General features: G+C 71.7%; 24 protein-coding genes. 12 read left to right on the top strand and 12 right to left on the bottom strand.

Annotated elements, in window-relative coordinates; translation table 11 throughout:
• Positions 1–99 precede the first annotated feature (99 nt).
• Genes ACFYW9_RS00335 through ACFYW9_RS00325 form a run of 3 tightly spaced genes read right to left on the bottom strand, consistent with a single transcriptional unit; the run spans position 100 to position 2,367 of the window.
• Entirely contained in the window at positions 100–510 is a 411-nt protein-coding gene (locus ACFYW9_RS00335; protein ID WP_389142696.1) for a RidA family protein, read from the bottom strand.
• A gap of 7 nt (positions 511–517) precedes the next feature.
• The gene (locus ACFYW9_RS00330; protein ID WP_351858911.1) at positions 518–1,285 is read right to left on the bottom strand and encodes an IclR family transcriptional regulator; all 768 of its coding nucleotides are present in this window, start codon (positions 1,283–1,285) and stop codon (positions 518–520) included.
• Positions 1,282–2,367 carry a sugar kinase gene (locus ACFYW9_RS00325; protein WP_389143540.1) on the bottom strand — a complete coding sequence of 362 codons (1,086 nt, stop codon included), beginning with the start codon at positions 2,365–2,367 and terminating at the stop codon, positions 1,282–1,284. The genes ACFYW9_RS00330 and ACFYW9_RS00325 overlap by 4 nt, the downstream gene beginning before the upstream one ends.
• 266 nt (positions 2,368–2,633) lie before the next feature.
• On the opposite strand from ACFYW9_RS00325, the gene ACFYW9_RS00320 reads away from it, so the two are divergent.
• The gene (locus tag ACFYW9_RS00320) at positions 2,634–3,911 is read left to right on the top strand and encodes an alanine racemase (protein WP_389142692.1); all 1,278 of its coding nucleotides are present in this window, start codon (positions 2,634–2,636) and stop codon (positions 3,909–3,911) included.
• A 78-nt stretch (positions 3,912–3,989) separates the two neighbouring features.
• A complete protein-coding gene (locus ACFYW9_RS00315; RefSeq protein WP_389142689.1) occupies positions 3,990–5,618 on the top strand; it encodes an amidohydrolase family protein in 1,629 nt (542 codons plus the stop codon).
• Positions 5,619–5,638: 20 nt separating this feature from the next.
• Here ACFYW9_RS00315 and ACFYW9_RS00310 read toward each other — a convergent pair whose 3' ends face one another.
• Complete coding sequence (locus tag ACFYW9_RS00310) at positions 5,639–6,541, bottom strand: serine protease (protein ID WP_351858905.1); 903 nt, start codon at positions 6,539–6,541, stop codon at positions 5,639–5,641.
• Positions 6,542–7,110: 569 nt separating this feature from the next.
• Positions 7,111–7,782 (bottom strand): hypothetical protein, encoded by a 672-nt coding sequence (locus tag ACFYW9_RS00305; protein ID WP_389142685.1) that lies wholly within the window; start codon positions 7,780–7,782, stop codon positions 7,111–7,113.
• 126 nt (positions 7,783–7,908) lie between these two features.
• Here ACFYW9_RS00305 and ACFYW9_RS00300 point away from each other — a divergent pair, with 126 nt between their 5' ends.
• From ACFYW9_RS00300 to ACFYW9_RS00275, 6 genes are all read left to right on the top strand, one after another.
• Positions 7,909–9,120 (top strand): pyridoxal phosphate-dependent aminotransferase, encoded by a 1,212-nt coding sequence (locus tag ACFYW9_RS00300; RefSeq protein WP_328448764.1) that lies wholly within the window; start codon positions 7,909–7,911, stop codon positions 9,118–9,120.
• Between the two features lie 123 nt (positions 9,121–9,243).
• A complete protein-coding gene (locus ACFYW9_RS00295) occupies positions 9,244–9,663 on the top strand; it encodes a hypothetical protein (protein WP_389142681.1) in 420 nt (139 codons plus the stop codon).
• A 222-nt stretch (positions 9,664–9,885) separates the two neighbouring features.
• Positions 9,886–10,959, top strand: a complete 1,074-nt coding sequence (locus ACFYW9_RS00290) for a hypothetical protein (protein ID WP_389142678.1) — start codon at positions 9,886–9,888, stop codon at positions 10,957–10,959.
• A 12-nt stretch (positions 10,960–10,971) separates the two neighbouring features.
• Entirely contained in the window at positions 10,972–12,144 is a 1,173-nt protein-coding gene (locus ACFYW9_RS00285; protein ID WP_351858893.1) for a toxic anion resistance protein, read from the top strand.
• Positions 12,141–13,685, top strand: a complete 1,545-nt coding sequence (locus ACFYW9_RS00280) for a substrate-binding domain-containing protein (protein WP_389142675.1) — start codon at positions 12,141–12,143, stop codon at positions 13,683–13,685. The genes ACFYW9_RS00285 and ACFYW9_RS00280 overlap by 4 nt, the downstream gene beginning before the upstream one ends.
• Positions 13,672–14,280 (top strand): hypothetical protein, encoded by a 609-nt coding sequence (locus ACFYW9_RS00275; protein WP_389142672.1) that lies wholly within the window; start codon positions 13,672–13,674, stop codon positions 14,278–14,280. Before ACFYW9_RS00280 ends, ACFYW9_RS00275 begins: the two co-directional genes overlap by 14 nt.
• 83 nt (positions 14,281–14,363) lie before the next feature.
• Here ACFYW9_RS00275 and ACFYW9_RS00270 read toward each other — a convergent pair whose 3' ends face one another.
• The 7 genes from ACFYW9_RS00270 to ACFYW9_RS00240 form a co-directional block, all read right to left on the bottom strand.
• Complete coding sequence (locus ACFYW9_RS00270; protein ID WP_389142669.1) at positions 14,364–15,530, bottom strand: hypothetical protein; 1,167 nt, start codon at positions 15,528–15,530, stop codon at positions 14,364–14,366.
• A complete protein-coding gene (locus ACFYW9_RS00265) occupies positions 15,527–16,333 on the bottom strand; it encodes a PP2C family serine/threonine-protein phosphatase (protein WP_389142666.1) in 807 nt (268 codons plus the stop codon). Before ACFYW9_RS00265 ends, ACFYW9_RS00270 begins: the two co-directional genes overlap by 4 nt.
• Before the next feature lie 27 nt (positions 16,334–16,360).
• On the bottom strand, positions 16,361–17,122 hold the full coding sequence (locus ACFYW9_RS00260; RefSeq protein WP_351858883.1) for a hypothetical protein: 762 nt from the start codon (positions 17,120–17,122) through the stop codon (positions 16,361–16,363).
• A gap of 17 nt (positions 17,123–17,139) precedes the next feature.
• Positions 17,140–18,378 (bottom strand): hypothetical protein, encoded by a 1,239-nt coding sequence (locus ACFYW9_RS00255; protein ID WP_389142662.1) that lies wholly within the window; start codon positions 18,376–18,378, stop codon positions 17,140–17,142.
• 118 nt (positions 18,379–18,496) lie between these two features.
• Positions 18,497–18,961 (bottom strand): hypothetical protein, encoded by a 465-nt coding sequence (locus tag ACFYW9_RS00250; RefSeq protein WP_355772095.1) that lies wholly within the window; start codon positions 18,959–18,961, stop codon positions 18,497–18,499.
• Positions 18,948–19,910, bottom strand: coding sequence for a serine/threonine-protein kinase (locus ACFYW9_RS00245; protein WP_389142659.1), 963 nt, complete (start codon positions 19,908–19,910; stop codon positions 18,948–18,950). Before ACFYW9_RS00245 ends, ACFYW9_RS00250 begins: the two co-directional genes overlap by 14 nt.
• 244 nt (positions 19,911–20,154) lie before the next feature.
• Positions 20,155–21,981, bottom strand: a complete 1,827-nt coding sequence (locus tag ACFYW9_RS00240; protein ID WP_389142656.1) for a phosphoenolpyruvate carboxykinase (GTP) — start codon at positions 21,979–21,981, stop codon at positions 20,155–20,157.
• Positions 21,982–22,303: 322 nt separating this feature from the next.
• On the opposite strand from ACFYW9_RS00240, the gene ACFYW9_RS00235 reads away from it, so the two are divergent.
• The 4 genes from ACFYW9_RS00235 (at position 22,304) to ACFYW9_RS00220 (ending at position 26,152) form a co-directional block, all read left to right on the top strand.
• Entirely contained in the window at positions 22,304–23,017 is a 714-nt protein-coding gene (locus ACFYW9_RS00235; RefSeq protein ID WP_389142653.1) for a hemolysin III family protein, read from the top strand.
• 165 nt (positions 23,018–23,182) lie between these two features.
• Positions 23,183–24,748 carry an MFS transporter gene (locus ACFYW9_RS00230; RefSeq protein ID WP_389142650.1) on the top strand — a complete coding sequence of 522 codons (1,566 nt, stop codon included), beginning with the start codon at positions 23,183–23,185 and terminating at the stop codon, positions 24,746–24,748.
• A gap of 5 nt (positions 24,749–24,753) precedes the next feature.
• A complete protein-coding gene (locus ACFYW9_RS00225; RefSeq protein ID WP_389142647.1) occupies positions 24,754–25,422 on the top strand; it encodes a TetR/AcrR family transcriptional regulator in 669 nt (222 codons plus the stop codon).
• A gap of 4 nt (positions 25,423–25,426) precedes the next feature.
• Entirely contained in the window at positions 25,427–26,152 is a 726-nt protein-coding gene (locus ACFYW9_RS00220; RefSeq protein WP_389142644.1) for a Mut7-C RNAse domain-containing protein, read from the top strand.
• Positions 26,153–26,164 lie beyond the last annotated feature (12 nt).

The raw sequence follows: 26,164 nt of genomic DNA, 5'->3' as shown, positions 1-26,164 counted from the left end.
GCGCCGGCTGTGCGGGTTACGCCGGCTGTGCGGGTTACGCGGTCGCGCGGGAGTGGCGCGGGCGTGGGCCCGGACGCGGGCGTGGGCCCGGAGGGGACGTCAGCCGAGAACGGCGAGCACGTCGATCTCGACGAGGAGTCCGGCCGGCAGACCGACGTAGACCGTCGTGCGGGCGGCGGGGGGCGCGGTGAGGCCCTGCTCCTCGAAGTACTGGTTGTAGATCTCGTTCATCTCGGCGAAGTGGCCGGTGTCCGTGAGGTAGACGCGGATCATCATCGCGTCGTCCCAGCCGGCGCCGCCCTCTTCGAGGACGGCCTTGACGTTGGCGAGCGTCTGGAGGGTCTGCTCGCGCAGGGTGGAACCGGCGGGCGTCGGGGACTTGCCCTCCTCGGCGGGCAGGAAGCCGACCTGGCCGGCGACCTGGAGGATGTTCCCCTTCCGCACGCCGTGCGAGAACTTGGCGGGCGGGGTGGTGTGGGTCGAGGGGGTGAGGGCGGTCTTGTCGGTCATGCGGTGCTCATTCCTTCGGTTCGTCCTTCGTGGGGGCTTTGCCGGAGTAGTCGTGGCTGATGGCGTCGGCCGTACGGCGTACCAGCGGGAGCAGGGCGAGGAGTTCCTCGGCGGTGACGACGACGTTGGGCGCGGAGACCGACATGGCGGCGGCGACGCGTCCGTCGGCGCCGCGGACGGGGGCGGCGACGCAGTTGATGGATTCCTCGTGGCCGCCGAGGTCGGTGGCCCAGCCCTGTTCGCGCACCATCGCCAGTTCCTTGAGGAAGGCGGGGGCGTTCGGCGTCGAACGGGCCGTGTACATCGGGTAGTCGAGCTTGTCGGCGACGGCGCGGCGCTCGGTCTCGGGCAGGTCCGCGAGGAGGAGCTTGGCGACCGCGGCGACGGTGATGGCGACGGGTTTCCCTATCCGCGAGTACATGCGCACCGGGTAGCGGCTCTCCACCTTGTCGATGTAGAGCACCTCGCCCTCCTCGTACACGGCGAGGTGGACGGTGTGTCCGCAGCTCTCGTTGAGGCGGACGAGGTGGGGGTGGGCGATCTCGCGGACGTCGAGGTTCTCGACGGCCTCCTGGGCGAGGGCGAACAGGCGGGCGCCGAGCCGGTAGCGCTGGTCGGACTGGCGGTAGACCAGGCCGTGTTCGTGCAGGGTGCGCAGCAGCCGCAGGGCCGTGGACTTGTGGACGCCGAGGCGGTCGGCGACCTGGCCGAGGTCGGCGGGGCCCTCGGCGAGCAGCGGCAGGATGCTCAGCGCTCGGTCGACGGTCTGGCTCATGGCGTACGTACCTCCTCGGCGGCCCGTGGGTCGGCTGCGGTCCAGCCGGGGCCGAGACGAAGTGTCTCCCAGGCGACGTCGTCGAGAGCGGCCAGCCGGTCGGCGAGCCCCCGGGCGGGCGGTTCGGCGAGGTCGCCCGGGACGGTGAGGGCGGCGGCGGCCGTCAGATGGCCGTGCCGCAGGCGGTCGCGGGCGGGAAGGCCGCGCAGGGTGGCGGAGAGGAACCCGGCGGCGAAGGCGTCACCGGCGCCGACGGCCGCGACGACGTCGACCCGCAGGGCGGGGACGAAGACGGCGGCACCGGCCGCGTCCTCGCCGCACTCGCCGCCGCTCCCGGTGGTGGCCCCTTCGGCACGGACGGCGTTCCCGGCCGTCCCCGTCCCGCCGGTGCCCCCGGCCGTGGTCCTGTCGAAGACGACGGCACCGGCCTTGCCGTCCTTGACGACCAGGACGTCCGGTTCGGGCAGCGCCTCGCGGATCGCGTGCGCCCCGCGCAGTCCCCAGGCGTCGCGGGCCTCGTCGTCGCCGACGAAGACGAGGTCGGCACGGCGCGCGAGGTCGAGCAGGACGCGCGGTCCCTCGGGGTGGCCGCGCCACAGGCCCGGGCGGTGGTTGACGTCGAAGGAGACGAGGGGGCGGCCTGGGCGGGGGGCGGTCAGCTCGCGCATCAGGGCCAGACAGCCGTCGGAGAGCGCGGCGGTGATGCCGGACAGGTGGAGCACGCGGCCCGAGCGGGCGGCGGCCAGGTCCGTGTTCCGCGCCGTCATGGCCGAGGCGGCGGATCCGGCCCGGTAGTAGGCGACTTCGTGGGCGCCGGTCGCCCGGTCGCCCGCGGTGCGGAAGTAGACGCCGGTCGGCCGGGCGGGATCCCGGCGCACGGCGGAGGTGTCGACGCCGTACGCGGTGATCGCCTCCACCAGGTGGTCGCCGAACCCGTCGGCGCCGACCCTGCCGACCCAGCGGACGGAGTGACCGGCGCGGGCGAGCACGCAGGCCACGTTCGACTCGGCGCCGCCGATGCCCCGCTCGAACGACGGCACGTCGGCGAGCCGTCCGGGGCTGGTGGGCAGGAAGGTGACCATGGACTCGCCGAGCGCCACCACGTCGACGCCGCCCGTGCCGACGCCGGTGGCGGCGGCGTCGGCGTCTGTCTCGGTGCCGGTGCCGGGGGTCGCGGTGTCCGCGGGTCCGTTGCTGCTCACGGCGGTCGGGGCTCCTCGCTCTGGCGGTCGACGGTGGCGGACGGCACCGTTGACCGTGCGTCGGCTGGGATGTTAGACAGCAGGAAACGACATACGCAATGAGCGTTGCACATGATGCAACGAACTGATCGGACCGAGGAGGCCCCATGAGCGCCGACACCGCCGCCGCACCGCTGGCCGCGCTCGCGGCGGAGCGCGTCGACCACCGTTTCAAGGGCCTGCCGCCGGACGCCGGCGGGCTGAGCGTCGGCGAGCTGGCCGCCCAGCGCCGCAACCTCTTCACGGACGGTTTCACCACCCCCGTCCTCGCCCTCTCCGCCGAGCGCCTGACCCATAACCTCGAACTCATGGAGACGTACGCCACCCGGCACGGCCTCGCCTTCGCCCCGCACGGCAAGACCTCCATGGCGCCCCAGCTCTTCTGGCGGCAGATCGAGCACGGCGCCTGGGGCATCACCCTCGCCGTCCCCCACCAGGTGCGGGTGGCCCGGGAGTTCGGCATCGACCGGATCTTCCTCGCGAACGAACTCGTCGACCCGGCCGCCCTCCGCTGGATCGCCGCCGAGCTGGCCGAGGACCCGGACTTCCGGTTCGTCTGTTACGCCGACTCGGTGCGCGGGGTGGAGCTGATGGACGCCGCGCTGCGCGGGAGCGCCCGCCCGGTGGACGTCGTCGTCGAACTCGCCGCGGGCGCGGGCGCCCGTACCGGGGCGCGGACGGAGGAGGAGTGCGAGGCGGTCGCCGACGCGGTGGCGGCGGCCGGGACGCTCCGGCTGGCCGGTGTCGCGGGGTACGAGGGCGAGGTACCGGACGCGAACCCCGAGCGGGTGCACGCCTGGCTGCGGCGGCTGACCGCGCTCGCGGCGGCCTTCGACGCCGCCGGGCGGTTCAAGGATGTCGACACGATCGTCGTCAGCGCGGGCGGCAGCGCCTGGTTCGACGCGGTCGCCGACGTGTTCGCGGAGATCCCCGGACTCTCGCTGCCCGTCCTGAAGCTGCTGCGCTCGGGCGCGTACGTCTCGCACGACGACGGCCACTACCGCAGGCTCACCCCCTTCACCCGTGTCCCGCGGGAGGGCGCCCTGCACCCGGCGTTCCGCCTCTGGTCGCAGGTCGTCTCGCGGCCCTCCCCCGAGCAGGCCTTCACCAACGCCGGCAAGCGCGACGCGGCCCACGACCTCGATCTGCCCTTCGCCCAGGTCGTGCGCCGGGGTGGCACCGAGCGTCCGGCGGCCGGCATCGAGGTGAGCGGGCTCTCCGACCAGCACGCCTGGCTGCGCACGGCCCCCGAGGCGGACCTGGAGGTCGGCGACTGGGTCGGCATGGGCCTGTCCCACCCGTGCACGTCCTTCGACAAGTGGCAGCTCATCCCGCTGGTCGAGCCGGACGGCACGGTCGTCGACTACATCCGTACGTTCTTCTAGCGATCCCTCTTCCAGCCGTCTCCGGGGTCAGCCGGAGACCGGAGATCCGTACATCGTTCCGAGACGGGAGACGCCCCCATGGACCACGCCGACCTGGTCATCCAGGACGTGGACGTCGCCGACGGCAGCGGCGCGCCGACGTATCGCGCGGACGTGGCCGTCAAGGGCGGCCGGATCGTCGCGATCGTCAAGGAGGCCGCGGCGGCCGGCTGCCAACGGCCGCGCGGCACACGGGAACTGGACGCCGAGGGTCTCGTCCTGGCCCCCGGCTTCATCGACATGCACGCGCACAGCGATCTCGCGCTGCTGCGGGACCCGGACCACAGCGCGAAGGCCGCCCAGGGCGTGACCCTCGAGGTCATCGGCCAGGACGGCCTGTCGTACGCGCCGGTCGACGACCGTACGCTCGCCGAGGTCCGCCGGACGATCACCGGCTGGAACGGCGACGGCGACGACATCGACTTCACCTGGCGTTCCGTGGGCGGGTACCTGGACCGGCTCGACCACGGCTTCGACGGCGAGGGCATCGCGGTCAACGCCGCCTACCTCGTCCCCCAGGGCACCGTCCGCATGCTCGCCGTCGGCTGGGAGGACCGCGAGGCGACCCCCCGGGAGCTGGACCGGATGCGGCGGCTGGTCGCCGACGGGCTGCGGGAGGGCGCGGTCGGCATGTCCTCGGGACTGACGTACACACCGGGGATGTACGCGCGGGACGCCGAACTCACCGCCCTGTGCCGGGTGGTGGCCGAGTACGGCGGCTACTACTGTCCGCACCACCGCTCGTACGGGGCGGGCGCCCTGGAGGCGTACGCGGAGATGGTGTCCCTCACCCGTGAGGCGGGCTGCCCGCTCCATCTCGCCCACGCCACCATGAACTTCGGGGTGAACGAGGGGAGGGCGCCGGAGCTCCTCGCCCTGCTGGACAAGGCGCTGGCGGAGGGCGCCGACATCACCCTCGACACCTATCCGTACACCCCGGGGTGCACCACCCTGGCGGCGATGCTGCCGAGCTGGGCGGGCGTGGGCGGCCCGGAGGCGGTGCTCGCCCGGCTGCGGGACGACGACACCGCCGAACGGGTCCGGCACCACATGGAGGCCGTGGGCTCGGACGGCTGCCACGGCGTGCCCATCGCGTGGGAGACGATCGAGATCTCGGGGGTGAACGACCCCGCCCTCGGGTCGTACGTCGGCCGGACCGTCCGGGAGTCCGCCGACCTGCGCGGCGAGGCACCCTGGACCACCGCCCGGCGGCTGCTGGTCGAGGACCGGCTCGGCCCCACGATCCTCCAGCACGTCGGCCACGAGGAGAACGTCCGGGCGATCATGCGGCACCGTGTGCACACCGGCGGCTCGGACGGCATCCTGCACGGCGCCAAACCGCACCCGCGCGCCTACGGCACCTTCCCGCACTATCTCGGCCGGTACGTACGGGAGTTGGGCGTCCTGACGCTGGAGGAGTGCGTCGCTCGTCTCACCGGCAGGCCCGCCGCCCGGCTGCGGCTGCCCGACCGCGGTCTGGTCCGCGAGGGGTACCGCGCCGACCTGGTCCTCTTCGACCCGGCGACGGTCGCGGCGGGGTCGACCTTCGCGGCGCCGCGCACACTGCCCACCGGCATCCCGCACGTCCTGATCGACGGCCGTTTCGTCATCGAGGACGGACGCCGGACCGACGTGCTGGCGGGACGGGCGGTCCGCCGAACGGCGTGACCGCCCGCCCTCCCGCGGTCCTACGGCTTGGGCAGGACGCATCCGCTCGCGCTCAGGTTCAGCTGGTTGCCGGTCGTGAAGCAGGCCGGGATCTGGTAGGTCTCCTCGGCGTAGTTGATGCCTTCACGGACGGTGACGTTGCCGCTCGCGTCGACCTCGCACGGGTTGTTCACCGTGCAGGTCTCACCGTCCTCGTTGCCGGTGTTGTTGACGGCGACGACCTTGCCGGTGGACTGGTCGACGACCGGCGAGCCCGAGGTGCCGCCGATGGTGTTGCAGGCGGAGGTGTAGCGGACGGAGTCCTTCCAGGTCCAGCCACCCTCCTTGAGGCGGTACACGAACCCGTCGATGCTGCAGTTGTAGAGCCGCTTCCAGTAGCCGGAGGCCACGGTGATGGCGGTGCCGGCGACCGGGTGCGTGTCCTGCACGGTCAGCGCGCTGATGCCGTACGAGTTCCTGATGGTCGCGTACGTGCTGGTGAGCTGATAGATCGTGATGTCCGTGTCGGTCATGGTCGAGTACGCGACCTTGCTCGCGCGCAGGGTCGCGACCCTGGTGCCCGCCGAGTTGAGCAGGCCGAAGGTGCGGCTGGACGACTGGCCGACGATCACCTCACCGGGGTCCGGGAAACCGGTCTCCAGGCAGTGGCCGTTGGAGAGCACGAGCGCCGGGGCGCTGTCCGCCGAGTTGGGGAAGCGGATGACGGAGCCGGAGCAGTTGCTGAGCGCGACGGTCCCGGCCAGGCTGACCGCCTGGAGGGTGGGCGCCGCCTCGGCGCCGGCCGTGACGGCGGGGGCCGACACGCGCGCGGGAGCCGAGTGGGACGCGGGTACGGCGTGGGGAGCGGGTGCCGCGACCGCGGGTGCCGCGCCCGCCCCGGACAGCACCAGGGCGAACAGTGCGGCGACGAGAGGCTTTCTCATGTGGGGGTCCCCTCTTGCGACTTGGGGCGGCCGAAGGTCATCCGGCCGCCTTCCGTCGGCCGGAGGTCTTCCGGCCGTCTGTTGTCATGCGCATTGTGAGGGGAGAGAGAAAAGTGAACAAGGAGCCGTTTCCGGCCGTTGCCCGAGATATCGGGAGCCGGTTTCCGGCCGCCGGTGGTGGTGCGGGAGCGGTTTCCGAACGTCGATGACGGTGCCGGGAGCGGTTTCCGGCCGCCACCCGCGGTGCCGGGGCCGTCTTCAGGCCGCCGGTGGCGGTACCGCGAGCCGATTTCCGGACGTCGACGGCGATACCGGGAGCGGTTTCCGGCCTCAGCCCGCGATGCCGGGGCCGTCTTCAGGCCGCCGATGGCAGTACCGGGAGCCGCTTCCGGACGTCACCCGCGATTCCGGAACCGTTTCCGGACGGCACCGGCGGCACCCGGGAGCCGATTTCCGGCCGTCGCCCACGGCGGTGCCGAGCCGGACAACTCGTACGCCTCATGGGCGCGGCGGAACAGGAGGGTGCCGCTCGTTGCGTGGCGACCTGCCGGGACCGGTCCGGACAGGTCCTAGTCGGACCAGCCTCCGTGCCCGTGGCCGTGTCCGTGCCTGCCGGGGGTGCTCGTCGCGGACGGGGTCGGGGTGACCGAAGGGCTGGTGGTGGCGGAGGCCGTGGGGGCGCCGGACGCGGTGGGCGCGGGGGCCGTGGAGGCGTTCCCGGGCGTGGAGGCGCCCGCGCTCGCGGTCGCGCCCCGGGAAGCGGTGGCCACGCCGGACGGGGCGGCGGCCGCCGACGTGGTGGCCGGCGGGGCCTGAAGGGGCTGCGCGGAGGCGGCCGCGGTGGAGTCGTCGTCCGCCTGGGCGGGTCCGGTGGGGAGGTGCACCGGCCGGCTCGTGCCCTGGGGCGCACCACCCGCTCCCCCGGGCACCCCGGAGTCGAACGCCCCGGAGACGGCGATGCCGAGCGCGACGACGCCCGCCGCGCCCCCGGCCACGGCGAGGCGCCGGGCCAGCTTGTTGCGGCGGGTCTGCCTGCGGTGCGACCGCCGCTCCTGCCGCCCCGCCGGATCGCCGGGCACGACGGGCAGGACGCTGGTGTCGTCGCCGTCCGTGTAGGCCTTCCGCCAGCCGTGCGCCTCGGCGGGATCGGCGTACGTCTCGTAGGCCAAAGGCGTCGCCCCGTCGCTCTGCGGGAGGTACACCGTCGGCCGGGCTTCGGGATCTCCGGGCTGCCAGGACATGATCGCGCATTGTAGGGACCACCAGGGCGTTCGGCGCAGCCGAAGGGCGAAGATGCCGGAACCGACACGTCTCGCGTGGTGGAAAACACGCCCCGGCGCGCGGCGCGCGGCCGTAAGCTCACGGATATGCAGGTGATCCAGTCCACGAAGCTCGCCAACGTCTGCTACGAGATCCGGGGTCCGGTTCTTGAGGAGGCGATGCGGCTGGAAGCGGCCGGTCACCGCATCCTCAAGCTCAACACGGGCAACCCGGCCGCCTTCGGGTTCGAGTGCCCGCCGGAGATCCTCGAGGACATCCTCCGCAACGTCTCCTCGGCGCACGGTTACGGCGACGCCAAGGGCCTGCTGGCGGCCCGCCGCGCGGTCGTGATGCACAACCAGACCCTCGGCATCGAGACGGACGTCGATCACGTCTTCATCGGCAACGGCGTCTCCGAGCTCATCGTGATGGCGATGCAGGCGCTGCTGGACGACGGCGACGAGGTGCTCGTACCGGCCCCGGACTACCCGCTGTGGACCGCGGCGGTCTCCCTGTCCGGCGGCACGGCCGTGCACTACCGCTGTGACGAGCAGTCCGACTGGATGCCCGACCTCGCGGACGTGGAGCGGAAGATCACCGACCGCACCAAGGCGATCGTCATCATCAACCCGAACAACCCGACGGGCGCGGTCTACGACGACGCGATGCTCCGGGGACTGACGGACATCGCCCGGCGGCACAACCTGCTGGTCTGCTCCGACGAGATCTACGACAAGATCCTGTACGACGGCGTCACGCACACCGCGACCGCCAAGATCGCCCCCGATCTGCTCACCCTCACCTTCAACGGCATGTCGAAGGCGTACCGGGTGGCGGGCTACCGCGTCGGATGGATGTCGGTCTCGGGGCCGCGCGCGCACGCCTCCTCCTACATCGAGGGCCTGACGATCCTCGCGAACATGCGGCTGTGCGCGAACATGCCGGGGCAGCACGGAGTGGTGGCGGCGCTCAGCGGGCGGCAGACGATCAACGACCTGGTCCTGCCGGGCGGGCGCCTGAAGGAGCAGCGGGACGTCGCGCACGAGCTGCTGACGCAGATCCCGGGTGTGACGTGCGTGAAGCCGAAGGGCGCGCTGTACCTGTTCCCGCGCCTCGACCCGAAGGTCTTCAAGGTCAAGGACGACCGGCAGATGGTGCTCGACCTGCTGCGGGCCGAGAAGATCATGGTCGTCCAGGGGACGGGCTTCAACTGGCCCGAGCCGGACCACTTCCGGGTGGTCACCCTGCCGACGGTCGCGGACCTGACGGACGCGGTGACGCGGATCGGCACGTTCCTGGACGGCTACGGCCAGCCGTGACGCCCGCCGGGACGCACCCGGCGCTCACCCTGTGTGTGCGCCGCGTCCCAGTATGCGAACCAGCTCAACTTTAGACGAAATCCAAGCTAGGATGGCTTCCTGTCAGGCACAGGAGGCCATTCCATGTACGAACCGATCCGCTCGAAGTCGGTCCACACGATGGCCGGCGCCCCCTCCTCCGACTTCCCCCACCGGTCGCGCGAGGAGGAGCTGGACATCCAGCTCGCCGGTCACCTCGCGGCACTGCTCGCCGTCACGGACGAGATCCGCGCGATCGCCCCGTCCGCCGATCTGGACGCCGGCGCCGAGCGGCTCGCCGAGCAGGTGACCCGGCTGCGGGGCGAGGCCCCCCTGCGCGCCGCGGTCGCCACGGCGTCCGGCGCGTCGCGCCTCACGGCCCTCCACCGGCGGGCCCACACCCTCGCGGGCCGCGCCCTGGTCGTCGCGGCCTCCCGCGCCGACACGGCCGCGGCGATCCTCTCCGCCGAGCGCATGGACGCCCACGCGCCGGCCCTCGAACCCCGCGAGCTGGCCACCCGCTGAACCCCTCGGGCCCTGAGCCCGAGGCCCCGTACGGCCCCGGTCCGCGCGCCTTCGAAGCGACGCGCGGACCGGGTGCCACATCCCTTCGCAAGCCGTGTGCGGGGCTCCGCGCCGCCTCCGTAGCGGCGCCCCCTCCTCCGGTTGCGTACCGGGACCCGGTGGTCACCTCGTGTTCACTCCCCGAGGCGGGGAACGTTGGATTCCGAGGTGCACGCTCCAGGCGTGAGACGCATCGCGGGAATCGTCCTGGCGGTCCTGTTGATCGGCGGAGTGGCAGCAGCCGTCGTCGCAGGCCGCAATGATCAGGACAAGGGCACGGCAACGAAGACCGTGCGCGGAATGATCGGTTCGGAGAAGGCGGAGTTCTTCTCCGATCCGAAGGTGGTGAAGGCCCTCGCCGCCAAGGGCTACACCGTGAAGACGGAGACCTCCGGGTCCTGGGCCATGGACGGCCTGGACCTCAAGGGGTACGACTTCGCCTTCCCTTCCAGCCAGGCCCCGGCCGACGAGCTCGCGGACAAGTACCACGTCCGCCGGCCGCTGCCCCGGCCCTTCTACTCGCCCCTCGTCGTGGTGGCCCACCGCAGCGCGGCCCAGGTCCTCGCCGCCAACGGGCTGGCCACCCTCGACAAGAACAGCGGCACGCTGAAGATGGCCGCCTATCTGGACGCGGCCCGGCACGAGCGGACCTGGCAGCAGCTCAAGGGCGCCGAGGCGCACGGTGAACTGACCGGCACGCTCTACATCGCCAGCACCGACCCGGAGACGTCCAACTCGGGCGCGCTCTACCTCGCCGCCGCGTCCTATGTCGCCGACGGCGGGCGCGTCGCCGCCGACGACGCCGCCATCGGACGCACCGCGTCCCTGATGCACCGGCTCATCAGCGTCCAGGGCGCCCAGCAGCCCAGCACCGACGCCGCGTTCGGCGACTTCGTCAGCGGCGCGGGCAACCCGCTCGTCCTCGTCTACGAGTCACAGGTCGCCGCGCTGCTCACCGAGGGCCGGGACACCGGCGACCTCACGGTCCTCTACCCGGACACCACGGCGAACAGCGACCACACGGTCGTACCGCTCACGCCCGAGGGCCGCGCGCTGGGTGAACTCCTCAGCACCGACCCGGCGTTGCGCAAGCTCGCCGTCCGGCACGGGTTCCGTCCGCAGGGCGCCACCGGCGAGTTCACGGCGGCCACCACCGGCCGTGCCGCGTATGTCAACCAGAAGCTGACCGGTGTCCGGCAGGCGCCCGTGCCCGCCTACAAGGTGCTGCACGAGATGGCGCGCCGGGCCGGAAACTAGGGGGAAGAGCACATGAGCACCGAAGACACGTTCACCCTCACGCCGCCCGAGGCCGTTGCCCCCGTGCCCCGTGAGAAGGCCGGCGGACTCGTCCCCGTCGACCCCGGTGTGCAGGACGAGATGGCGCGACGCGCCGCCGAGTACATCGACGGTCTCGCCGTCCTGGACGCGCGCTCCCCCGAATTCGCGGGCAAGGTCGGGGAGATCGCGGGCCTGGGGTCGACCGAGATGCGCGGCGCCGCCGCCCAGTCCAACCGCATGCTGGAACGGACGATCCGCAGCCTGCCCTCCAAGGGCGAGGACGCGCAGTCGCACGTCGCCGGCTCGCTCGTCGAACTCCGGCGTGTGGTCGAGGACCTGGACCCGCGCGACCTGTCCGCGAGCAAGGGCAGGAAGTTCCTGTCCAGGCTGCCGGGCGGCAACAAGCTGCGCGACCACGTCGCCAAGTACGCCTCCGCGCAAGGCACCTTGAACAAGATCGTCGGCTCGTTGCGCGGCGGCCAGGACGAACTGCGCCGGGACAACGCGGCACTGCAGACCGAACGCGTCCGCCTCTGGGAGACGATGGGCAAGCTCCAGGAGTACGTCGTGCTCACCCAGGCCCTGGACACGGCGGTCGAGGAGCACATCGCGGGCGTCGACGCCGCCGACCCCGCGGGAGCCGACACGCTCCGCTCCGACGTGCTCTTCCCCGTCCGGCAGAAGCACCAGGACCTGCTCACCCAGCTCGCGGTGTGCGCCCAGGGCTATCTGGCGATGGACGTGGTCCGGCGCAACAACGACGAACTCATCAAGGGCGTCGACCGCGCGGCCACCACCACGGTCTCCGCGCTGCGCATCTCGGTCATGCTCGCCTCCGCGCTCGACAACCAGCGCAAGGTCGTCGAACAGGTCAACGCCCTGCGCGGCACGACGGAGGACCTCATCCGGGGCAACGCCGAGATGCTCGCCACCCAGAGCGGAGAGATCCAGCGCATCGCCGCCGACCCCGCCGTCGGCGCCGAGACCCTGCGCACCGCCTTCCAGGAGATCTACCGCACCCTCGACGCGATCGACACCTACAAGGTCCGGGCGACCGAGACGATGGCCGCGACCGTGGAGTCCCTGACCTCCGAACTCCAGAACGCCGGAGCCTACTTGGAGCGCAGCCGCACGCGGGGCGCCCTGGACGGCGGGCAGGGATGAGAGCGCTCCGACGGGCGGCCGGCGCCGCCCTGGCCCTGCTCGCCGTCACGGCCTGCACGGCCCAGGAGGAAGCGAGGTCCGGGGACGACGAGAAGCCGCGGCCCGGCACCCTCCGGATCCTCGCCTCCAGCGAACTCGGCGACATGAAGCCGGTGCTCGACCGGATCGAGCGGGACACCGGCATCACGGTCAGACCCACCTACATGGGCACCCTCGCCGCCGTCGACCTGATCGCGCGGGGCGCCTCGGACGACAGGTTCGACGCCCTGTGGCTCTCCTCCGACGACTACCTGCATCTGCGTCCGGAAGCGGCGAAGAAGGTCGTCTCGGAGACACCGGTCATGTCGAGCCCGGTGGCCCTCGGCGTGAAGCCGGACACGGTGCGGGCCCTCGGCTGGAAACCGGACGACGTCACCTGGTCGCAGGTGGAGAAGGCCGTGGCGGACGGAAAGCTCACGTACGGCATGACCGATCCGGCACGCTCCAACTCCGGTTTCTCCACACTGATCTCGGTGGCCTCGGCCCTGTCCGGCGCCCAGTCGGCGCTCACGGACGCCGACGTGGCCAGGGCGACACCCCGGCTGCGCGAGTTCTTCAAGGGACAGAAGCTGACGTCGGGTTCATCCGGCTGGCTGGCCACCGCCTACGAACGCCGCGGCACCGTGGACGCCCTGCTCAACTACGAGTCCGTCCTCATGGGCGTGAAGGGCCTGACCGTCATCCGCCCGCGCGACGGCGTGGTGACGGCGGACTATCCGCTCTCCTCCCTCGCCGCGACCTCCAAGGACACCCGTGACGACGTCCGGCGCCTGGCCGAGGCACTGCGCGCGCCGGCCACCCAGAAGCTGATCACCGAGCGGACGCACCGCCGTCCGGTCGTCGCCTCCGTCGCCCCGGCGGCCGGGCTCGACACCGGCCGCCGGCGTGAACTCCCCTTCCCCGGAAGCCGGTCCGTCGCCGACCGTCTGCTCGACTCGTACGAGAACAAGCTGCGCCGGCCGTCCAGGACCGTGTACGTCCTCGACACCTCGGGCTCGATGGGCGGCGAGCGCATCGAACGGCTGAGGAAGGCGCTCGGCAATCTGACCGGCGACTTCCGCGACCGTGAGGAAGTGACGCTGATGCCGTTCGGGTCGGCGGTCAAGAGTGTCCGCACGCACGTCGTCCGCCCCGAGAACCCCAGGACCGGGCTCGACGCCATCCACGAGGACGTCCTCGCCCTGAAAGCCTCCGGCGACACCGCGATCTACACCTCCCTGGAGAAGGCGTACGGGCATCTGGGCGCCGACGACGACACGTTCACGTCGATCGTGCTGATGACGGACGGCGAGAACACCAGGGGCGCGAGCCCGTCCGACTTCGAGGCCTTCTACCGGCGGCTGCCGGGCGGACAACGGGAGATCCCCGTCTTCCCCATCCTGTTCGGCGACTCCGACCGCGGCGAGCTCCAGCACATCGCCGACCTGACCGGCGGCCGTCTCTTCGACGCCCAGAAGGGCTCGCTCGACGGCGCCTTCGAGGAGATCCGTGGCTACCAGTAGGTTCGTCGGCTTCCTCGAATCGCGCAAGAACCTGACCGGCAGCGCGTGCGGGATCGCCGGGCTCGCGCTGACCTTCACCGGTCTGGCGGGCCCGTACTGGCCGGTCGTCGTGGCCGGTCTGTACGGCGCGGGCGCGCTGATCGCACCGCCGGAGCGCCCAGCCCCGCCCGACTTCCCGGACCCCTCCGCCCAACTGGCCGAACTGCGCGTCGACTTCGGCAAGCTGCGGGAGTACCTGGACGGCGTCGAGCTGCCCCCGGCGGCGGCCGGCCGGCTCACCGAGCTGACCGAGGTCCTCACCGCCCTGCTCGATCCGGGCTGGGTCGCCGAGATCCTCGCCCAGGACCCCGAGGGCGTACACGCCCTGTCGCGTGCCGTGCGCCAGGACATCCCGGAAGCCGTCGACACCTTCGTCCGCACCCGGTGGTGGACCCGGCTGGCCCCCGGCACCGAGCCGCCGGAGCGCCATCTGGAGCGTCAGCTCACCGTGCTCCAGGAGGAGTCGGACCGGCTCGCGGCGGCGCTGCGGGAGACGGAGGCGCGACGCCAGGAGTCCCACACGCGCTATCTGGAGGACCGCGGCCGCTCGCAGTGACCACGGCTCCCCGCGGTGATCTCGGCCGCCCGCGGCGACCCGCGGCCACACGGTTCCGGCGGCTCAGGCGGCTCAGGCGGCTCTCAGGCGTTCGCCACGATCACCGCCAGGATCACGATCGCCAGGATCAGCAGTGCCACCTTCAGCCCCGTGGGCCACGGCTCGCCCGGCGTCGGCACGGGCGGCGGCTGGGGCACACCGGGCCCCGGGACCGCCACCGGGACGTTGAACACGTCGTGCCCGGTGAGCGCCGCCCGGGAGCACCAGGGGCACGAGGTCAGATGCGAGCCGAACGCGTGCAGCGGGCGGGCCGGGCAGACCCGTACCAGCGCGCGCTCCTTGTCCAGGGCGCGCAGCCACGCCTCCGCGGAGGGCCGCGTGGCGGGGTCGTGCACCCCCGGGCCGAAGGCGGTGCGGGCCAGCGCGAGGAGTTCGGGCGGGAGCACGGAGGGGTCGATGGTGCCGCGCGGCATGACGACCCGTTCGGGGCGCACGACGTAGGAGATGCTGGCGGCGATGTTGTCCTTGACGGTCGACTCGGACGCGCTGTCGTGCGGGACGCCGCCGAAGGGGTGGTTCCCTGCCGTCAGGAGCTGGTAGACGAGGACCGCGAGGGCGAATTCGTCGGTGGCGCGGGTGGCGGGGCCGCCTGCCTGCCGCTCGGGGGACGAGTAGTCGGTGGTGTGCATCAGGCACGGGAACAGCTCCCCGGTCACCGGGTCGCTGAAGGCGATGGAGTCGCAGTCGAGGAAGGTGACGAAGCCGTTGGCGTCGACGACGACATTGCTGCTGGAGAAGTCGCCGATGACCAGATCGTCGTAGTGCATGCGCGCGGTCATGAAGGCGAGGTTCCAGGCGACGCCGAGCAGGAAGCGCCAGTCGGCCCGGTCGGCGAACAGCTTGAGGCGCTGGGCGCGGGTGAACAGGCCGATGAGCTGGACGTGCTGGGGCTCGCCGAAGCGGCGCATGGCGTAGCCGAGGAACTCGCCCTGCGGGCCGCGGGCGAGGGCGGTCGGCCAGGCCAGTTCGGGCGGCTGGGAGGCGTCGGTGGGACGGGTCACGAGCGGGGACATGGTCAGCATCCGCTTCAGCCGCTGTTCCTCCTTGGGCCCTGGCGTCTCGCGGTACAGCTTGACGACGATGCCGTCGTCGCCGACGACCGGGAAGACGGCCGCCTGACCGCCGCCCTTCAGGGGCAGCTCGGTGAGGGTGACCGGCTTGCCGTCCAGGAACACGGTGCGGCCGCTCATGGCCGCGCCTTGAGCACGGCCCGCAGCAGGGTCTTGTCGTCGGCGTTGAGGGCGGTGAGCCGGTCCGAGCGGAGCAGGGTCCCGAGGCCCTCGTGGGCGCTCGCGGTCACCGGACCGGGGGCGTCGAGCGAGCGGAACACGGCCTCGGCGAAGGACGTGTTCGGGGACAGCGCGCCGCCCGCGGACCGGTTGAGCGCGGCCTGCGCCAGTCCGTCGGTGGACAGCAGCACCCCGTCGATCCCGTTGTCGGACACGCAGTCGGTGTGCACCCAGCGGGCCGCGTCCGGCGAGGTGAGGAAGACCGTCTCGTTGCTGTACTCGCTGGCCGCGGCCGGCTGCGGCAGCAGATGGAACTGCCGCTCACCGTCCTCCGTGCCGGCCCGCAGGACGACGAAGCCGTCCCCCACGGACAGATGACCGAGCCAGCCGCGCGCGAGCACGACCACGGTGAGCGTGGTCGCGAAGTCCGCCGCGTCGGCGCCCGTGCGGTCCAGGAACACCTTGGAGACGTCGTGGAAGGCGTCCCGCAGAAGCTCGCGCACCGCCGTGCCGGGACGCCGGTCCGCCGCGCTGGCGGCCCGGCGCGCGAAGTGCTCGGTGGCCAGCTCCACCGCGAGCCGGGCGCCCTCCTCCGAACGCGGCCGGCTGCCCGCGCCGTCGGCGACGGCGAGGACCGCGACGGACGCCGTCTCCGTGTGCGCGCAGGCGTCCTGGCAGGGCTGCCCCTGACGGCGGTGCCGGTATCCCTCGACGCTCATTCCGTGGATCCGCCACGGCGTGTCCCTCTCGTCGGCTGCGGTCATCAGTCAGGATTCCCATCGGGTCATCGGTCAGGATTCCCAGGCCGGGCGCTGCGTCTTGAACTGGCTGAAGATCTTCTCGAACACCTCGTCACCCGCGCCCTTCTGCTCGGCGTTGGCGCTCGCGGACATCATCTGGAGCAGCTCGCGGAACGGGAATCCCTGGAGCCGGGCGTTGAACTTCGGCGCGAAGGACCGGAGCACCTGCTCGCCCCGGTCCGTGATGCCGCCGACGCCGATCGCGTACAGCCGGAAGCGGCGAGCCTGCTGCTCGTCGGCGAGGACCGGGATCAACCGGTGCCAGGAGTCGGTGAGATGACCCGTGGCGTCGGTGGGCAGTCCGTCGGTGACGAGACAGATCTGCGGCCGGTAGTACTGGAGCCCGGAGGCCCGCAGCTCGGCCTTGCGGGCCGCGATGATGTTCATCGACAGTTCGAGGGCCTCGGTCATCAGGGTGACCCCGGCGGCGGCGAGCTGCGGCGGGTGGAACATGTGCGCCGGCACGAAGGGGCTCACCGGCGCGTGCGGGGGCAGCAGGTGGGGTCCGCGCCAGGCGGTGACACCCGGGCCGCCGAAGGTGACCACGGCGACCTCGACGCTGTAGCTGAGGCTGACGTCGTCGTGCAGCTCCCGGGTCCACTCGGCGAGCGCGTTGTTGAGCGTCTGGATGGGCTGGCCCGCCATGGAGCTGGAGATGTCGAGGCACAGGACGAGCGGCAGCCGCTGCGCGTTGTTCTCGAACTCGATGTCGGCGTACTCCGCCGGCAGCGTGGGCGGGTAGTCGCTGTGCATGGGGATCTCTCCTGGTCTCAGGGCCTGGTGGCTTTGGCGTGCCGTCCGGCTGCGGGCGGGAACGCGTAGAGGACGTCGGAGTCCCGCTCCCCCGCCTCGGTGACATCGACGAGTCCGCCGGGCGCGGGCGGCGGGCGGCCGGGTTCGGCCCACACCGCCCGGTACAGCACGTGCTCCACCTCGACGTAGCCCTGCGGGTGCAGTTCGGTGCGGACGACGGCGGGCCGGGCGGGGCCCGGTACGTTGCCGACGTGCCGTCCGTGGCCGCGGGGCGCCGGCGTGGCCCGGAGGCGGGTGGTGGCCTCGTCGGGCATCTGTGTACGGGGACGGGCACCGGCCTCGTCGGACACACGGGTACGGGTGGTGGCCTCGTCGGGCGCGGGCGTGCGGGGACGGGTGCGGGGCCGGGGCGCCGTCCCGGCCGGTACGGCACCGACGCCCGGCACGGCGAGCGAGCGCCTGGACAGGGTGCCGACGGCGACGGACCTGGCGGAGCGGCGGATCAGGAAGAGCAGGATGCCGAGCAGCAGGACGAGCACGGCGCACAGGACGGTGAGCACCGCGGTGGCGGTGTCCCAGCCGGCGTCGTCGCCCTGGTCGGTGGGGGTTCCGGGGTCCCGGCCGGTGTTGCCGACCTTCCCGGTGTCCTGCCCCTGCCCCTGCGTCTGGCTCTGCTCCTGGCCCTGTCCCTGTTGCCCGGTGGCGGTCTCGTCACCGCCGGGGTTCGCGGACGAGCCGGCTCCGGAGCCGCTGACGGTGTCCGTGCGGGAGAGTCCGGTGGCCAGGCCGAAACGGACCAGGTCCGCTCCGGTCAGTCGGCCCTTGCCGAGCCGGGCGCACAGGTCCCCCTTCTTCTCGGGGATGCAGGCACCGCGGGCGGCCAGTTCCTCCACGGTCGAGGGCTTCAGCGGGTCGACGAAGGCGTCGTCCGCGACGAGCCTGCGCTCGTGGTCCGCCAGGACGAGGAGTGCCGATCCGCCCTCGCCGGTGTGGGCGCCCGACGGCACCTCGACCAGGAGATTGCGGCTCCGGTCCGCCAGCGCCTGCTCGAAGCCCTTGCGGTTCGCGGCCCTGCCGTCGAACGGCAGGCTCCGGTCGACGGTGACGCGGACCGTGCCCTCGTCGGCCGAGCGGGCCCAGCAGTCGAGGCGCTGCTCGAACGTGCCGCCGCACGGCTCGGCCGCGGTGGCCGGCGTCCCCGGAGCCAACGCGGTCAGAAGCCCGGAGAGCATGATGAGGGAAAGCGAACGCCGCATGAAAAAGACCCCCCGTGGCCCTGACACAACACCCCCGTGGCCCTGAAAGGCACTCGCCCATAGTGGCGGAAACCGGAGGGTGTCCGGAAGGGTTTGGGAAACGCGGCGGGCATCACTTCTACAACTCGAACACCTGATGGCATCGGGTGAACATCTGTCTCGCCCGCTCCACCCAATCACTGGCCAAAGCATCGAAATCTGTTTGCGTCATTCGACAGGTCAGGGGAAGGTCGCACACACCTGCGAGACAGGGGCGCGGCCCCCGAACGTCCCACACGGACAGCATGGGATGGAGTTGTTCGGTGTTCCACGCGTTCGACGCGGCGGCGGCGAGGGCCAGTTGATCCTTGCGCAGGAAATGCCCGTCGGTGGCGAATGCGACCAGCAGTCTCTTCGTCGTCATGAATCGGACGGTGACCATCCGGCCCGTTTCCTCGAGGTCGAATCGCATGGAGACGGAAACGGTGTCGGTCACCGTGTGGAAATTCCGTCTCGCCACCCAGGTCTGCACCAACTGTCGCCAGTGCGTTCCGATTTCGAGGATCTCCCGGTTCCGTCCGGAAAAGGAGTCAGGCGTCGCCACGGACCACCGCCTCGGCGACCATCGCGTCGGTCAGTCCGGCGTCGAGCAGCGCCTGGGCGTGCGACAGCAGACAGGAGGGTACGGACACGCTGGCGCTCTCCTTGCGGCGCTTGATCAGGTCCTGGGTGCGCACCTTGATGCTGAGGGCGACCGTGGGCGGTGGCCACTGCGCCTGCCGGGGCTCCCGCTCCAGCAACCCGGCCAGGAGCAGGTCCAGTCGGGGCCGGTCCCCGGGATTCTTGGCCAGACAGCGCGCGACCAGATCCCGCAGCGGCCCCACGACGCCGTCGAGTTCGGGTTCGGCGAAGACGACGCGGTGGCGCACGGCCTCTCCGCTGCCGTGCGGCGGCCGCCCGGTGAGCGCGTACACCAGGACCCCGCCGAGGGAGAAGACGTCACTCTCCGGGCCCACCTTGGCGCCCCTGATCTGCTCGGGGGACATGTAGGGCGGGGTGCCGACGACGACGCCGACCTGGGTGAGGCCGGGGGCGCCGTCCACGCGGGAGATCCCGAAGTCGATGACGCGCGGTCCGTCCGAGGCGAGGAGCACGTTGGCCGGTTTGAGGTCCCGGTGCACCACGCGTGCGGCGTGGATGGCCTGGAGCGCCTCGACCAGGCCCGCGCCGAGCCGTCGTACCTGCGGCTCGGGCAGTGGTCCGTCGGTCTGGACCGCCTCGGCGAGCGAGGGACCGGGCACGTACAGCGTGGCCAGCCAGGGCAGTTCGGCCTCGGGGTCGGCGTCGACCACGGCCGCGGTGTAGGCGCCGCTGACCACGCGCGCCGCGGCCACCTCGCGCGCGAAGCGCTCCCGGAACTCGCGCTCCGCGGCCAGTTCGGGCCGCACCACCTTGACCGCGACCTCGCGCCCGGCGGGCGAACGGCCGAGATACACCCATCCCATGCCACCGGAGCCGAGCCGGCCCACGATGCGGTACGGACCGATCTTCATGGGGTCACTGACAGGCGTACGCACCCCGCCCACCTCATTTCGGGGTTCAATGCAGGATGTCAGGAGTGTCCCTCGAAATCCGCGCTTTTTCAGCCGTTCCGGCACGGGCGGGGCGCGGGGGACGAAAAAGCCGGGGTCCCGCGCGGATGCGCGCGGAACCCCGGCGGGTGCGGTCACCGCGGCCGACCGCCGCAACGGTCGCAGGTCAGGGCAACTCGGGTCGGCCGCGGAGTGGTTGGGGGCGTCAGCCCAGGCGCTGCACCAGTGCGCGGTACTCGTCCCACAGCTCCGTCGGCGTGTGCTCGCCGAAGGTGTTGAGGTGCTCGGGGACCAGGGCGGCCTCCTCGCGCCAGACCTCCTTGTCGACCGTGAGCAGGAAGTCGAGGTCGTCGTCGGCCAGTTCGAGGCCGTCGGTGTCGAGGGCCTGGCGGGTCGGCAGGACGCCGATCGGGGTCTCGACGCCCTCGGCCTTGCCGTCGAGGCGCTCGACGATCCACTTCAGGACGCGGCTGTTCTCGCCGAAGCCGGGCCACACGAACTTGCCGGCGTCGTTCTTGCGGAACCAGTTCACGTAGTAGATCTTCGGGAGCTTCGTCTGGTCCTTGTCCTTGGCGACGTCGACCCAGTGCCCCATGTAGTCACCCATGTTGTAGCCGCAGAACGGCAGCATGGCGAAGGGGTCGCGACGCAGCTCGCCGACCTTGCCCTCGGCGGCGGCGGTCTTCTCGGAGGCGACGTTCGCGCCGAGGAAGACACCGTGGTTCCAGTCGAAGGACTCCGTCACCAGCGGGACGGCCGTGGCGCGGCGGCCACCGAAGAGGATCGCCGAGATCGGCACGCCCTTGGGGTCCTCCCACTCGGGCGCGATGATCGGGCACTGCGAGGCGGGCGTGGTGAAGCGGGCGTTGGGGTGCGCGGCGGGCGTGGCGGACTCCGGGGTCCAGTCGTTGCCCTTCCAGTCGGTCAGGTGTGCCGGAGTCTCCTCCGTCATGCCCTCCCACCAGATGTCGTTGTCGTCGGTGAGCGCGACGTTGGTGAAGACGGAGTTGCCCCACAGCGTCTTCATCGCGTTGGCGTTGGTGTGCTCACCGGTGCCGGGCGCGACACCGAAGAAGCCGGCCTCGGGGTTGATCGCGTAGAGGCGGCCGTCCTCGCCGAACCGCATCCAGGCGATGTCGTCACCGATGGTCTCGACCGTCCAGCCGGAGATCGTGGGCTCCAGCATGGCGAGGTTGGTCTTGCCGCAGGCGCTCGGGAACGCGGCGGCGACGTACTTCGACTCGCCCTGCGGCGGCGTCAGCTTGAGGATCAGCATGTGCTCGGCGAGCCAGCCCTCGTCGCGCGCCATCACGGAGGCTATGCGCAGGGCGTAGCACTTCTTGCCGAGGAGCGCGTTGCCGCCGTAGCCGGAGCCGTACGACCAGATCTCGCGGGTCTCGGGGAAGTGGGAGATGTACTTCGTGGAGTTGCAGGGCCACGGCACGTCCGCCTCGCCCTCGGCCAGCGGCGCTCCGAGCGTGTGCACGGCACGCACGAAGAAACCGTCGGAGCCGAGTTCGTCGAGGACGGGCTGTCCCATACGGGTCATGGTGCGCATGGACACGGCGACGTAGGCGGAGTCGGTGATCTCGACGCCGATCGCGGAGAGGTCCGAGCCGAGCGGGCCCATGCAGAACGGGACCACGTACATCGTGCGGCCGCGCATCGAGCCGCGGAAGACGCCGCCCTGGCCGCCCTCGCCCTGGAAGATCTCCCGCATCTCGGCGGGGGCCTTCCAGTGGTTGGTCGGACCCGCGTCCTCTTCCTTCTCGGAGCAGATGAACGTCCGGTCCTCGACCCGCGCGACATCGGTCGGGTCGGAAGCGGCGTAGTACGAGTTGGGGCGCTTGATCGGGTCGAGCTTCTTGAAGGTGCCCTTGCGGACGAGCTCCTCGCTCAGTCGCTCGTACTCGGCCTCGGATCCGTCACACCAGACCACACTGTCCGGCTCGGTCAGTTCGGCGATCTCGTTGACCCACGAGATCAGTTCCTTGTGGTTGGTCGGGACGGGAGCCGCGATGTCGCGCGCCACGATTGCTCCTAAATGAAGGGTTTTGTTTTGGTGCCCCGTGGGGGCTGCGACCCGGATGCTTCACGGTGATGGAACCCCTGGCGCTCATCCGGTGCCGACCGCACTCATTTGATGATCCGACCGGGCCGCGCATATGTCCAGAGGGCCTCACACCTGAGCGGAGTGAGCATCGCCACTTCCGGGGAGGTTTCCGCCCGCTCACCCGGGGTTCACCGCGAGTACCCCGCGGATCCCGTCGACATCGTGAGATCATGGCCACTATCGCGGCTCGCTCGCGCGGGACTGACGCGTAACTTACGGTTCCGTAGGTACGATTCGGCGCATGACTGCGTCCGTCCCCGACGCGCCCACGGACTCGCCGGCCGCCGGCCGGACGTCTGTCGCGCACTCCCTGTCGGAAGAGATCAAGCCCAAGCTCCGCGGCTGGCTGCACCTCGGCATGTTTCCGGCCGCCCTCGTCTCCGGACTGGTCCTCACCGCCCTGGCGGACTCACCCCGTGGACGTATCGCCTGCGGGATCTTCGCCCTGACGGCGTGCCTGCTGTTCGGCGTGAGCGCCCTCTACCACCGCGGCGACTGGAGTCCGCGCATGGACGGCATCCTGCGCAGACTCGACCACGCGAACATCTTCCTGATCATCGCGGGCACCTACACGCCGCTGACCATGCTGCTGCTGCCGGAGGCCAAGGGGCAGTGGCTCCTGTGGAGCATCTGGGCCGCCGCGGCGGCGGGCATCGTGTTCCGGGTGTTCTGGGTCGGCGCACCGCGCTGGCTCTACACGCCCTGCTACATCGCGATGGGCTGGGCGGCCGTGTTCTTCCTGCCCGACTTCATGCGCACGGGCGGCATCGCCGTCCTCGTCCTGGTGATCGTCGGCGGGCTGCTCTACAGCGCCGGCGGGGTGATCTACGGCATCAAGAAGCCCAACCCGTCACCGCGCTGGTTCGGGTTCCACGAGGTCTTCCACTCCCTGACCCTCGCGGCGTTCATCGTGCACTACGTCGGCATCTCCCTGGTGGCCTACCAGCACGGCTGATCCTCCGACTCCCCCCTTCTTCAGTGGCCGCGGCTCCCCAGCCGCGGCCACTGCGCGTTTTCCGGCCGGCGCGGCCATCACGCCTCCGCCGCGACGACACCCGCCACCAGTCTGAAAGCCGTGCCCGATTGACATCATATAGCTTTTGAGAGTTACTTTCATTTCATGGTGACTCTCACACAGGACGACGCCGTTCGGCGCGACCCCCGACGCTGGTGGGCCCTCGGGGCCCTGGTCGCGAGCATGCTCGTGCTCGGCTTCGACATGACGATCCTCAACGTGGCACTGCCGACGATGGCCCGGGACCTCGGCGCGTCCACCGGGGAGCAGCAGTGGATGGCGGACGCGTACGTCGTCGTCTTCGCCTCGCTGATGCTCCCGGCGGGCCTGCTCGGCGACCGCTTCGGGCGGCGCCGGATGCTCATCACGGGCCTCGCGGTCTTCCTCGTCGGCTCCCTGGCCGGCGCCCTCGTCGACGACGTCACCTGGGTGATCGTCGCCCGCGCCCTGATGGGTGTCGGCGGCGCGCTGGTGATGCCGCTCGCGCTCGCCGTCCTGCCCTCGCTGTTCGGACCCGACGAGCGCACCAAGGCGGTCGGAGCCGTCTCCGCCGCCTCCGCGCTCGGCCTGCCGCTCGGCCCGATCATCGGCGGCTGGCTGCTGAACCACTTCTGGTGGGGCTCGGTCTTCCTGGTCAACGTGCCGATGGCGGCCATCGGGATCACCGCCTGCGCCTTCCTGCTCCCCGAGACCAGGGACCCGGCGTCGCCCGAGGTCGACGCGCTCTCCACCGCGCTCACCGCGGTCGGCCTCAGCGTCCTGATCTACGCCATCATCGAGGCCCCGGCCCGCGGCTGGGGCGACCCGTTCGTCCTCGGCTGCTTCGCCGCCTCCGTCGTCCTGATCGGACTGCTCGTCGTCCGCGAACGCCGCAGCCCCCGGCCGATGCTCGATCTCTCCCTGCTCGCCCAGCGCGGCTTCCTGCTCAACGCCCTCGCCGCGACACTCGTCATGTTCGTCCTGTCCGGCCTGATGTTCGTACTGCCGCAGTACCTCCAGGCGGTGCTCGGACACGACGCGCTGGCGACCGGGGTCCGGATGCTGCCGATGATGGGCGGACTGCTGGTCGCCTCCCGGGGCGCGCAGCCACTGGTCGCCCGCTTCGGGTCGCGCTCGGTGATCAGCGCGGGTCTCGCCGTCCTCGCCTTCGCCGCGTTCCTCGGCAGCCGTACGACCGTCGACGACGGGTACGGCGCCACGGCACTGTGGCTGTCCGTCGCCGGGCTCGGCTTCGGTTTCGCCGTGGTGCCCGCCATGTCCGCCGCCCTCGGCGAACTCCCCCGCGACCGGGCCGGCAGCGGCTCCGGGCTGCTGATGACGGTGCGCCAGGTGGGCAGCGCGATCGGTATCGCCCTGCTCGGCTCCCTGCTCGCGAGCACGTACGCCGACCGTCTCGACACGTCCGCGCTGCCGCGTGCCGCCGCGGACGCCGCCGACGGCTCGGTGGTCGGCGCCCATGTGGTCGCGGACCGGCTCGGCGACCCGGCCCTCGCCGCCTCCGCGAACGCCGCGTACCTCCACGGCATGGATCTGGTCCTGCTGGTCAGCGGGATCGCGGCGCTGGTCACCGCGCTGCTGGCGGCGGCGCTGCTGCCGAGCCCGCGGCAGGCCGGCCCGGCACCCGAGGAGGACACCGCCATGGCCCCGGCCCCGGCGGATGCCGGACAATAGGAACCATGGCCGCCACCACTCAGAGTTCCGCTCCCGCCGCGGAGCCCCAGCCGGGGCTGGGGCTCCGCGAGCGGAAGAAGATCAAGACCCGCATCGCGATCCGCGAGGCGACGTACCGGCTGATCGGGCGGCAGGGGTACGACGCGACGACGATCGAGCAGATCGCGGAGGCGGCCGAGGTCTCCCCGTCCACGGTGTTCCGCTACTTCCCGACCAAGGAGGACATCGTCCTCACGGACGAGTACGACCCGCTCCTCGAACAGGAACTGCGGGAACGCCCCGCGGACGAGCCGTGGTTCGACTCCCTGCGTCATGTGCTCAGGAAGGCCGTCGGCATCGGCACCTCCGAGGATCCCGAGATCAGCCGGCTCCGCACGCGGCTCATGGTCGAGGTGCCCGCGGTGCGTTCGCGGATGATGGAGAGCATGTCCGTCACCGGGCGGCTGCTGAGCCGGGTCATCGGGGAGCGCACCGGCCGGGACCCGGACGGCCTGGAGGTCCGGGTCTTCGCGATGTCGCTGATCGGCGCACTCATGGAGGCCTCTCTGTACTGGGCCGAGACCGGCCAGGGGGACGACCTCGCCGATCTCGTCGAGCGGACCGTGAACGTCCTGGAGCATGGTCTGCCGCCGCGAAACCCGGAGGACCGGGGCACACCCCGCATGACATCCTGACCGCGTGAACGGACCGGAGATCCACATCGAATTCGCCCCCGAACTGGGGCTGTTCGTCCCGCACGCCCGCCGCTCCGGGGTCACCCCCGTCGGCACCGACGGCTCCTCCACCCTCGGCCATGTCGTCGAGTCGCTGGGCGTCCCGCTCACCGAGGTCGGCGCCCTGGTCGTGGACGGGCGCGAGGTGCCCTTCTCGCACATCCCGGCGGCCGGCGAGTCCGTGCGGGTCCGCGCCGTCGAACGCCCCCAGCGGGTCCCCGGCGCGCCGCTGCGCTTCCTCCTGGACGTCCATCTCGGCACCCTGGCCCGCCGGATGCGCCTGCTCGGCGTCGACACGGCGTACGAGTCCACCGACATCGGCGACCCGGCGCTCGCCGCCCGTTCGGCGGCCGAGCGGCGCGTCCTGCTCAGCCGCGACCGCGGACTGCTGCACCGCCGCGAACTGTGGGCCGGCGGCTTCGTCTACAGCACCCGGCCAGACGACCAACTCCGTGACGTCCTGGGCCGGTTCGCGCCCGAACTGAAACCCTGGTCGCGCTGCACCGCGTGCAACGGCCTGCTCGCGAAGGCCACCAAGGAACAGGTCGCGGACCAGCTGGAGAGCGGCACCGAGCGGTCGTACGACGTCTTCGCGCAGTGCGCCGAGTGCGGGCGCGCCTACTGGAAGGGCGCGCACCACGACCGGCTGGAGACCGTCGTGGAGCGCGCCCTCGCGGAGTTCGGGACCTGACGGGCCGCCGGC

Origin of the sequence: Streptomyces sp. NPDC002698 (assembly GCF_042888945.1) — a bacterium.
In the GTDB taxonomy this organism is placed as follows: Bacteria; Actinomycetota; Actinomycetes; order Streptomycetales; family Streptomycetaceae; genus Streptomyces.
This window is presented reverse-complemented; position numbering and strand designations above follow the sequence as displayed.

Bases quoted from the DNA above. Each gene is read 5' to 3' on its own strand.
- ACFYW9_RS00265 (WP_389142666.1), bottom strand. From the start codon at position 16,333: ATGACCGCAGCCGACGAGAGGGACACGCCGTGGCGGATCCACGGAATG.
- ACFYW9_RS00245 (WP_389142659.1), bottom strand. From the start codon at position 19,910: ATGAAGATCGGTCCGTACCGCATCGTGGGCCGGCTCGGCTCCGGTGGC.
- ACFYW9_RS00285 (WP_351858893.1), top strand. From the start codon at position 10,972: ATGAGCACCGAAGACACGTTCACCCTCACGCCGCCCGAGGCCGTTGCC.
- ACFYW9_RS00295 (WP_389142681.1), top strand. From the start codon at position 9,244: ATGTACGAACCGATCCGCTCGAAGTCGGTCCACACGATGGCCGGCGCC.
- ACFYW9_RS00270 (WP_389142669.1), bottom strand. From the start codon at position 15,530: ATGAGCGGCCGCACCGTGTTCCTGGACGGCAAGCCGGTCACCCTCACC.
- ACFYW9_RS00230 (WP_389142650.1), top strand. From the start codon at position 23,183: ATGGTGACTCTCACACAGGACGACGCCGTTCGGCGCGACCCCCGACGC.
- ACFYW9_RS00305 (WP_389142685.1), bottom strand. From the start codon at position 7,782: ATGTCCTGGCAGCCCGGAGATCCCGAAGCCCGGCCGACGGTGTACCTC.
- ACFYW9_RS00255 (WP_389142662.1), bottom strand. From the start codon at position 18,378: ATGCGGCGTTCGCTTTCCCTCATCATGCTCTCCGGGCTTCTGACCGCG.
- ACFYW9_RS00315 (WP_389142689.1), top strand. From the start codon at position 3,990: ATGGACCACGCCGACCTGGTCATCCAGGACGTGGACGTCGCCGACGGC.
- ACFYW9_RS00225 (WP_389142647.1), top strand. From the start codon at position 24,754: ATGGCCGCCACCACTCAGAGTTCCGCTCCCGCCGCGGAGCCCCAGCCG.
- ACFYW9_RS00320 (WP_389142692.1), top strand. From the start codon at position 2,634: ATGAGCGCCGACACCGCCGCCGCACCGCTGGCCGCGCTCGCGGCGGAG.
- ACFYW9_RS00300 (WP_328448764.1), top strand. From the start codon at position 7,909: ATGCAGGTGATCCAGTCCACGAAGCTCGCCAACGTCTGCTACGAGATC.
- ACFYW9_RS00335 (WP_389142696.1), bottom strand. From the start codon at position 510: ATGACCGACAAGACCGCCCTCACCCCCTCGACCCACACCACCCCGCCC.
- ACFYW9_RS00280 (WP_389142675.1), top strand. From the start codon at position 12,141: ATGAGAGCGCTCCGACGGGCGGCCGGCGCCGCCCTGGCCCTGCTCGCC.
- ACFYW9_RS00235 (WP_389142653.1), top strand. From the start codon at position 22,304: ATGACTGCGTCCGTCCCCGACGCGCCCACGGACTCGCCGGCCGCCGGC.
- ACFYW9_RS00325 (WP_389143540.1), bottom strand. From the start codon at position 2,367: ATGGTCACCTTCCTGCCCACCAGCCCCGGACGGCTCGCCGACGTGCCG.
- ACFYW9_RS00310 (WP_351858905.1), bottom strand. From the start codon at position 6,541: ATGAGAAAGCCTCTCGTCGCCGCACTGTTCGCCCTGGTGCTGTCCGGG.
- ACFYW9_RS00260 (WP_351858883.1), bottom strand. From the start codon at position 17,122: ATGCACAGCGACTACCCGCCCACGCTGCCGGCGGAGTACGCCGACATC.
- ACFYW9_RS00330 (WP_351858911.1), bottom strand. From the start codon at position 1,285: ATGAGCCAGACCGTCGACCGAGCGCTGAGCATCCTGCCGCTGCTCGCC.